Origin of the sequence: Buttiauxella izardii, assembly GCF_003601925.1 — a bacterium.
Classification (GTDB): Bacteria; Pseudomonadota; Gammaproteobacteria; order Enterobacterales; family Enterobacteriaceae; genus Buttiauxella; species Buttiauxella izardii.
Genome location: NZ_QZWH01000024.1, coordinates 50,267 through 59,038, shown reverse-complemented (window position 1 = coordinate 59,038; position 8,772 = coordinate 50,267). Strand labels below are relative to the sequence as shown.

Annotated in this window: 7 protein-coding genes; 2 read left to right on the top strand and 5 right to left on the bottom strand. The window is 52.0% G+C overall.

The genetic code is table 11. The features are described from left to right. Positions 1–260: 260 nt before the first annotated feature. From hemG to pepQ, 4 genes are read right to left on the bottom strand one after another with little or no spacing between them, the layout of a single operon-like run. Positions 261–794: a menaquinone-dependent protoporphyrinogen IX dehydrogenase gene (gene hemG / locus D6029_RS12190; protein WP_120065012.1), complete on the bottom strand. Its 534-nt coding sequence runs from the start codon at positions 792–794 to the stop codon at positions 261–263. 12 nt (positions 795–806) lie between these two features. After that, positions 807–2,258: a Trk system potassium transporter TrkH gene (gene trkH, locus D6029_RS12185; protein WP_034461629.1), complete on the bottom strand. Its 1,452-nt coding sequence runs from the start codon at positions 2,256–2,258 to the stop codon at positions 807–809. 45 nt (positions 2,259–2,303) lie between these two features. Further along, positions 2,304–2,915, bottom strand: a complete 612-nt coding sequence (locus D6029_RS12180) for an IMPACT family protein (protein WP_120065011.1) — start codon at positions 2,913–2,915, stop codon at positions 2,304–2,306. Next, positions 2,915–4,246: a Xaa-Pro dipeptidase gene (pepQ, locus tag D6029_RS12175; protein WP_120065010.1), complete on the bottom strand. Its 1,332-nt coding sequence runs from the start codon at positions 4,244–4,246 to the stop codon at positions 2,915–2,917. Before pepQ ends, D6029_RS12180 begins: the two co-directional genes overlap by 1 nt. Positions 4,247–4,440: 194 nt before the next feature. Between pepQ and fadB the strand changes: the two genes are divergently transcribed. Together fadB and fadA are read left to right on the top strand one after the other, a co-directional pair. Further along, positions 4,441–6,630 (top strand): fatty acid oxidation complex subunit alpha FadB, encoded by a 2,190-nt coding sequence (gene fadB, locus D6029_RS12165; RefSeq protein ID WP_120065009.1) that lies wholly within the window; start codon positions 4,441–4,443, stop codon positions 6,628–6,630. 9 nt (positions 6,631–6,639) lie between these two features. Beyond that, complete coding sequence (gene fadA / locus D6029_RS12160) at positions 6,640–7,803, top strand: acetyl-CoA C-acyltransferase FadA (protein WP_120065008.1); 1,164 nt, start codon at positions 6,640–6,642, stop codon at positions 7,801–7,803. A 235-nt stretch (positions 7,804–8,038) separates the two neighbouring features. Here fadA and fre read toward each other — a convergent pair whose 3' ends face one another. Continuing rightward, complete coding sequence (gene fre, locus D6029_RS12155) at positions 8,039–8,740, bottom strand: NAD(P)H-flavin reductase (protein ID WP_120065007.1); 702 nt, start codon at positions 8,738–8,740, stop codon at positions 8,039–8,041. Positions 8,741–8,772: the final 32 nt, after the last annotated feature.

Here is an 8,772-nt window from a genome sequence, read left to right as displayed (position 1 = left end):
CACACAGATTGTCTGATAAATTGTTAAAGAGCAGTGAGTTACGCGCTTTCGCTTGCTAACTCGAGGTGGCGTATATTACGCTTTCCTCTTTCAGAGTCAAGCGTTTATTTTCGCTTTTCGTCTGGCTGACGGGCCGGTTTGTAAGCCGTTGTGCCGTGTCAGTGGAGGCGCAGTATAGGGATTTTCCGGAAGCTGACAAGTGTTTATTGCAAAAAAATGACTAAGCGTCTTTTTTTTCAACAAAACGCCTATTTTAGACATTATTTGCTGTTTAAATGCGCTATCTCTTGGGCGAAACGCGCCACCTGAGGCCAATCCGTATAAACAACTTCTTTACTAATATCTGTTTCGCCGCCGGTCATCTTCATAATTAAGCGAATCATCACGCGATCGTACCAACGATAACGCGGATAACGCAGCGCACCAGCAAACACAGCGCAGTGATTTGGCTGCCACGGCGAGGTCAGCAAGAACTTGCGGGTATAAGAGTTGGTTTGCGGGGAACGCTTCTCCGGCTTGCGGGCAACCAGGTTTACTGAAAAGAAAGCGCTGGGTATCGTGTTCAATGCTTCCTTATGCTTCTTCACAAACGTCGCTACTGAAGAATGGAAATGCCCATAACGAATAGAAGCGCCGATCACGACGCGTTCGTAATTACCCCAGGCAATGTCACCGCTGCGATGCAGATTCACCACATCACTCTCAACGCCCAGCTCTTTCAGCTCGGATGCTATATAAGAAGCAATTTCTCGAGTTTGCCCATCACGGGTCGAAAACAGAATTAAAGTTCTCACTACGGGCTCCGGTTACTCTCGCCAGAAGGTTGGCGTAAACAGTACAAGTAAAGTAAACACTTCAAGACGACCAAACAGCATGTTAGCTATCAATATCCATTTCGCCACAGGGTTCATGCTGGCGAAGTTGTCTGCCACGACACCCAATCCAGGGCCGAGGTTATTGAGCGTTGCCGCCACTGAAGCAAAAGCAGAGAAATCATCCACGCCGGTCGCAATAATTGCCAACATGCTGACGATAAACACCAGCGCATACGCGGAGAAAAATCCCCACACTGCTTCAAGAATACGTTCGGGCAGCGCACGGTTACCCAGCTTGATGCTATATACCGCATTCGGGTGCACAAGACGTTTAAGCTCGCGGTTACCTTGTTTAAACAGCAGTAGGATTCGAATAACCTTTAAGCCACCGCCCGTTGACCCCGCACAACCGCCGATAAAAGCAGAACACAATAAGAGAACAGGCAAGAACAACGGCCAGCGCGCAATACTGTCGGTGGTGAACCCCGCCGTCGTCGCCATTGAAACAACCTGGAAGAATGCCTGGTTCAGCGTTAGCAGAGCCGTTTGGTAAGTATTATGGAACCAGAGTACGAGAGTGCAGATAGCCACCAGCGTAAGTTGTACGCCAATGAACATACGGAATTCAGGGTCACGCCAGTAAACTTTTAAGTTACGTCCGCTTAATAAAGAGAAGTGCAGGCCATAGTTACAACCGGAGATCAGCAAGAAGATGGCGATAATCGTATTAATCGTTGGGCTGTCGAAATAGCCGATACTGGCATCGTGAGTAGAAAACCCACCAATAGCGATCGTCGCAAAACTGTGGCCTATCGCGTCAAACGCAGGCATGCCCGCAAACCAAAGCGCCAGTGCACAAGCGACCGTTAACAAGACATAAATGAGCCACAGTGTTTTTGCGGTGTCAGCAATACGCGGGCGCATCTTGTTATCTTTAAGCGGCCCCGGCATTTCCGCGCGATATAACTGCATCCCACCAACGCCCAGGATGGGCAGGATTGCCACTGCCAACACGATGATCCCCATACCGCCAAACCATTGCAGCATTTGCCGATAAAACAAAATCGCGTGCGGGAGCGTATCCAGCCCGACAAGCGTCGTCGCCCCAGTGGTGGTTAAACCTGAAAACGATTCAAAGAAGGCATCGGTAATCGTGAGATTCGGCTGTTCGGCGAAGATAAAAGGTAAAGCACCCACACTCCCCAACACCGTCCAGAACAAGACGACGATCAGGAATCCTTCACGCGGTTTTAACTCACTCTTTTGGCGACGGTTTGGCCACCATAGAAAAGAACCAATGAGCAGTGCTGCGAAGAAAGTCTGGGTAAAAGCACGACCCGCACCATCGCGATAAATTAAAGCTACCAACCCAGGAATAATCATGGTCACGGAAAAGAGAATAACTAACAGACCAACGATTCGGGTTATGGCGCGAAAATGCATTTCAGCCGCTTCCTTTAACAATCAATAAATAACGAGAGGGAATTATTATTCAGCCGGCAATAAATGCAATGCACCGCGGCTAAAATCAGCAAGTCTGACTGAAAAGTCAGCGAGTTTCGCGTGGGGTAACGCGATACGTAATAACACCGAAGCCTGAAAATCACTTTGCACGAGTTCACCGTTGCACTGTTTGAGCAGCGCTTCGATTCCCGCAAGCTGCGCATAGTCACACTGCAAAGTATATTCGGTTAACGGAACTTTGAGCACGGTAGGCAACTGAATTAATGCCGCCTGCACGCCGCCGCCATAAGCTTTCACCAGGCCGCCCGTTCCGAGCTTGATTCCGCCCGAATAACGCACCACGACCGCCGTGATTTCACCAATGCCGCTCCCCATTAATTGGGCAAGCATCGGTTTGCCCGCTGTTCCGGCAGGTTCGCCATCATCAGAGAAACCTAATTGCTGCGAATCGTCAGGCGCACCCGCCACCCAAGCCCAGCAATGATGCCGGGCGGCGGGATGTTCTGAACGCACTTGCTCAAGAAATGTTTTCGCCGCTATTACGCCAGTCGTATGAGCGACCAACGTAATAAAGCGACTTTTCTTGATTTCCTCACTGACCGTGACGGACTCAGCAGGAACCAGCCAGCTATCCATTACGCCAGTTTCAAATCGCGCGTCATGTTTTCAATGCTGTTTTCATGAACAATCACATTGTCTTCAATGCGAATACCACCGAAAGGTTTCATCGCTTCGATGCGCTGCCAGTCGAAATGTTTGCCGTACTGCCCTTCACGCCACGGAGCCAGCAGTGATTCAATGAAGTAAATCCCCGGTTCGATGGTCAGAACCATGCGTGGTTCCAGAATACGGGTGCAGCGCAGGTAAGGATATTGCGACGGCGCAGCCAGGTGCGTACCGGCATCATCTTGCATAAAGCCTGCAACATCATGAACCTGTAAACCCAGCGGGTGGCCCAAGCCGTGCGGCATAAATGGCCCGGTAATCCCGGTTTCGACCATCGCTTCTTCGCTGATCCCCGTGACCAGTTTATGGCGGTTCAACAATTTCGCGATGCGCTGATGGAACTGGAGATGGTAATCGGTATAACGCACGCCTGCTTTCAGAGTGTCAATCAACGCCAGTTGTTCGGCGTTAACATCTTTCACCAACTGCGCATAATCGTTGTCGTTATTAGCCGACCAGGTGCGCGTTAAATCAGCCGCATAACCGTTGTATTCCGCCCCCGCATCGAGAAGGAAACTGCGAATTTCCGCAGGAGCACGGTCATCCAGTTTGGTGTAATGCAGAACGGAAGCATGTTCGTTGAGCGCCACGATATTGCCGTATGGCACATCGGTATCGCGATGCCCGGTTGCCGTCAGATAAGCCTGGTTGATATCAAATTCGCTCATCCCGGACAAAAACGCTTCGTGAGCAGCCTGATGGCCAACCACTGCGGTTTTCTGCGCTTCACGCATACACGCCAGCTCATAATCGGTTTTGTAGGCGCGATAGTAATGCAGATAATCAATCACGCCTTTCGGGTTGATGTTGGCACCTTGAATCTCAAGCTGCACCGCACGATCTGGAACCGGGCCGATGTAGCCGATATTCCCGCGCGCAGCCGGTAACTGGCTGCCAATGCCATCGGCTTTTGGCAACGCAATCACTTCAATTTCGTCAGTCCAGAAGGATTCTGGGAGCGGCTCAACGTTATGCCAGTAATCAACAGGCAGGTAGAACCATAGTTTAGGCTTGTTCACGCCATCCACCAGCAGCCAGCAGTTTGGCACTTGTGTCACCGGAACCCAGGCTTTGAATTGTGGGTTAACTTTGAACGGATACGGATGATCGTCGAGGAAGACGTTGAATAGCTCGCCCGAGTGAATCAACAACGCATCAAGGTTAAAACGCGCCAGAACATTGCGGGTACGTTCCTGCAAAGTCGCCACATGATCTTTATAAAGTGAGGCCAGTGAATCCATGATTTACCCTTCTGTTTTTTTTAGAAGCTGAACGCCACGCATCTTATCACACAGCAAAGTTAGCGAACTTATTTCCAGTGGCTGTGATCATCTTTGCAAATATTTAAAGAGTTATTTGCATTTCATTAACATCAATTCCACACTGCCTTTCATCTGGTACGACCAGATCCCATTGCTGGATTCAGGAGACTGACATGCTCTACCAAGGTGAAACCTTACATCTCGACTGGCTGGAAGATGGCATCGCAGAACTGGTATTTGATGCGCCCGGCTCAGTGAACAAACTCGATACCGCGACCGTAGCCAGCCTTGGCCACGCGCTGGATGTGCTGGAAAAGCAGCCGAACCTCAAAGGCCTGCTGCTGAGCTCCAACAAAGCGGCGTTTATCGTCGGCGCTGATATTACCGAATTCCTGTCGTTGTTCCAGGTTCCTGCGGAGCAACTGACTCACTGGCTACAATTTGCCAACAGCGTATTCAATCGCCTGGAAGATCTGCCAGTCCCAACCATTTCAGCAGTAAATGGTTACGCCCTCGGCGGCGGCTGCGAATGTGTGCTGGCGACTGATTACCGCCTCGCAACACCAGATACCCGCATCGGCCTGCCGGAAACCAAACTGGGTATTATGCCTGGCTTTGGCGGTTCAGTTCGTCTGCCGCGTTTATTAGGTGCCGATAGCGCTCTGGAAATTATTACCGCCGGGAAAGATGTCGGTGCGGTTGAAGCGCAAAAGCTTGGCCTGGTTGACGGTATAGTTAAAACTGAAAAACTGCGCGATGGCGCACTGGCGATTTTGCGCCAGGCGATCAATGGCGATCTCGACTGGAAAGCCAAACGCGCACCGAAACTGCAACCGCTAAAACTGAGCAAAATCGAAGCCACCATGAGCTTCACGATTGCCAAAAGCATGGTGATGCAGATTGCGGGCAAGCACTACCCTGCCCCGATGACGGCAGTCAAAACCATTGAAGCCGCGGCAAGAATGGGCCGTGACGAAGCATTACAACTGGAGACTCAAAGTTTCGTGCCGTTGGCGCGTTCCAATGAGGCCCGTGCGCTGGTCGGGATCTTCCTCAACGACCAATATATAAAAGGTCAGGCGAAAAAGCTGACCAAAAATACCGAAACCCCAAAACAGGCCGCCGTCCTTGGCGCCGGGATTATGGGTGGCGGCATTGCTTACCAGTCAGCCTGGAAAGGCGTACCGGTATTAATGAAGGATATTAACGAGAAGTCGCTGGAGCTGGGCATTAACGAAGCCAGCAAACTGCTGAACAAACAGCTTGAGCGCGGCAAAATCGACGGTATGAAACTGGCCGGCGTGATTGCCACCATTCATCCGACGCTGGATTACGCTGGCTTTGAGCGTGTCGATGTGGTCGTTGAAGCGGTAGTTGAAAACCCGAAAGTGAAGAAAGCCGTTCTGGCCGAAGTGGAAGACAAAGTGCGCCCGGATACCGTTCTGGCGTCGAACACCTCAACCATTCCGATCGGCGAACTGGCAAACAGTCTGAAACGCCCGGAAAACTTCTGCGGCATGCACTTCTTCAACCCGGTGCATCGCATGCCTTTGGTTGAAGTCATTCGCGGCGAGAAAACGTCTGAGCAAACCATCGCGAAAGTCGTGGCGTGGGCCAGCAAAATGGGCAAAACGCCAATCGTAGTGAACGACTGCCCAGGCTTCTTCGTCAACCGCGTCCTGTTCCCGTACTTTGCAGGCTTTAGCCAGCTGATGCGTGACGGTGCCGATTTCCGTCAAATCGACAAAGTGATGGAAAAACAGTTCGGCTGGCCGATGGGCCCGGCATACCTGCTGGATGTTGTGGGTATTGATACTGCGCACCACGCGCAGGCAGTGATGGCGGCGGGCTTCCCGCAGCGTATGCAGAAAGATTATCGCGATGCCGTTGACGCCATGTTTGATGCGGGCCGTTACGGCCAGAAAACCCAGCAGGGCTTCTATCGCTACAAACAAGACAGCAAAGGCAAACCGCGCAAAGAACAAGATGAAGCGACCGACAGCCTGTTGGCCGATGTCAGCAAACCGCGCCACAACTTCAGCGACGAAGAGATCATCGCCCGTATGATGATTCCAATGGTCAACGAAGTGGTGCGCTGCCTGGAAGAAGGCATCATCGCCAGCCCGGCGGAAGCCGATATGGCGCTGGTTTACGGTCTGGGATTCCCTCCATTCCACGGCGGCGCATTCCGTTGGTTAGACACTATCGGCAGTGCGAAATATCTCGATATGGCTCAGCAGTACGAACATCTTGGCCCGCTTTATCAGGTGCCGGACGGTCTACGTACCAAAGCGTCCCGTAACGAGCCGTACTATCCACCGGTTGAGCCAGCCCGCCCGGCCACTGACCTGAAAAGCGCCTGAGGAGTGAATATGGAAAAGGTTGTAATTGTTGATGCCATCCGCACCCCGATGGGCCGTTCAAAAGGCGGTGCGTTTCGCAATTTGCGTGCGGAAGATCTGTCTGCCCATTTGATGCGCGGGATTCTGTCGCGTAACCCGGCGTTAGAAGCTGCCGCGCTGGATGACATTTATTGGGGCTGCGTACAGCAAACGCTGGAGCAAGGTTTCAATATTGCGCGTAACGCCTCGTTGCTGGCAGAAATTCCACATTCTGTTCCGGCGGTTACGGTTAACCGCTTGTGTGGTTCTTCCATGCAGGCGCTGCACGACGCTGCTCGTATGATTCAAACCGGTGATGCGCACGCTTGCCTGATTGGTGGCGTGGAACATATGGGCCACGTGCCAATGAACCACGGCGTTGATTTCCATCCAGGCCTGAGCCGCAACGTGGCAAAAGCAGCGGGTATGATGGGTTTAACGGCCGAAATGCTGTCGCGTATGCATGGTATCAGCCGTGAGATGCAGGATCAGTTTGCCGCCCGTTCGCACCAGCGTGCATGGGCTGCCACCGAAGCGGGCCATTTCAAAAATGAAATCCTGCCGATTGGCGGCCACGACGCAGACGGTGTGCTCAAGCGTTTTGATTACGACGAAGTGATTCGCCCCGAAACCACCGTTGAAGGCCTGGCAGCGTTGAAACCCGCGTTCGATCCGGTAAACGGCACCGTGACGGCGGGGAGTTCTTCTGCACTTTCCGACGGCGCCTCCGCCATGTTGCTGATGAGCGAAACCCGTGCCAAAGAGTTGGGCCTGAAAATCCGCGCTTACGTGCGTTCGATGGCTGTCGTTGGCTGCGACCCGTCAATCATGGGCTACGGCCCGGTTCCGGCATCACAACTGGCATTGAAAAAAGCCGGTCTGAGTGCTTCCGATATCGATTTGTTTGAGATGAACGAAGCCTTCGCCGCGCAGATCCTGCCGTGTATTAAAGATCTGGGGTTGATGGATAAGATCGACGAGAAGATTAATCTGAACGGCGGTGCAATTGCGTTGGGTCACCCACTCGGTTGTTCCGGTACACGCATTAGCACCACGCTGTTAAACCTGATGGAACGTCGCGATGCGCAGTTCGGCCTCGCCACGATGTGCATCGGATTGGGTCAAGGTATTGCCACTGTTATTGAACGCGTTTAATCACGTTAATAAGAAAATTTTTCAAAGTCCCTGGCGCTAGTGCGCCAGGGCCGCAGAAAAAAGTTTAGTTGCCGTTCTTCCCGCCTGTCAGGGGCGGGTTTTTTATTTATACCCAAAATAATTCGAGTTGCATCAAGGCGACAAGAGAACGAGTCCCGATGAGCTTACATGAGTAAGTGATTCGGGTGAGTGAACGTAGTCAACAAAGATGCAGCTTGAAGTATGACGGGTAGCTTTAGATAAACGAAAACGCATCGCCAAACATACGATCAACCTGCGCGCCACGTTCATTACAGAACAAGTCACGGGCAATTTTCGCCATCTCAAAACGTCCGGCAATATAAATGTCATGCCCGCCAAGCGTTCCGTAATCCTGCATTACCGCCGTCAGCACAGTGCCAGTGCGCCCACGCCAGCCTTCTTCCGGCTGCTCAACAACCGCTTCAACACGCAGGTTTGGATGAACCACAGACAGCGCTTCTAATTCTGACAGGTCATAAAGATGCTTATCTTCACGGCCGCCCCAGTAAATCGCGATTTCACGTTGTGGATTACGCGCCAGTGCCGTCAGCAAAATCGAGCGAACATAAGAGAAGCCAGTGCCACCCGCAATCAGAATCAGCGGACGATCTTCGTCTTCACGCAGCCAGGCATCGCCATGCGGGATATCAACGACGATTTCTTTCTCTTTCAGAATGCGATCCATCACCGCCATGGCGTAGAGATTAATCTCTGATGCGCCAATGTGCAGCTCGATAAACTCCTGGTCGCTCGGCGTGGATGCCATGGAGAACGGGCGTTTGTCGCGCTCATCCATCACCACCATCAAATACTGCCCGGCCTGAAAGGAGAACTTCGCTTCCGGCAGTAATCGAACGCGATACACCGTGTCAGTTATCGCTTCTACCGAGGTCACTTTACAGCTTAAGGTTGTCATGCTTCCCCTCTGTCGGGTCAATAATGCAATAC

Excerpts from the sequence above, each read along its gene's own strand:
- trkH (WP_034461629.1), bottom strand. The coding sequence starts at position 2,258 with ATGCATTTTCGCGCCATAACCCGAATCGTTGGTCTGTTAGTTATTCTC.
- D6029_RS12180 (WP_120065011.1), bottom strand. The coding sequence starts at position 2,915 with ATGGATAGCTGGCTGGTTCCTGCTGAGTCCGTCACGGTCAGTGAGGAA.
- pepQ (WP_120065010.1), bottom strand. The coding sequence starts at position 4,246 with ATGGATTCACTGGCCTCACTTTATAAAGATCATGTGGCGACTTTGCAG.
- fadB (WP_120065009.1), top strand. The coding sequence starts at position 4,441 with ATGCTCTACCAAGGTGAAACCTTACATCTCGACTGGCTGGAAGATGGC.
- fadA (WP_120065008.1), top strand. The coding sequence starts at position 6,640 with ATGGAAAAGGTTGTAATTGTTGATGCCATCCGCACCCCGATGGGCCGT.
- fre (WP_120065007.1), bottom strand. The coding sequence starts at position 8,740 with ATGACAACCTTAAGCTGTAAAGTGACCTCGGTAGAAGCGATAACTGAC.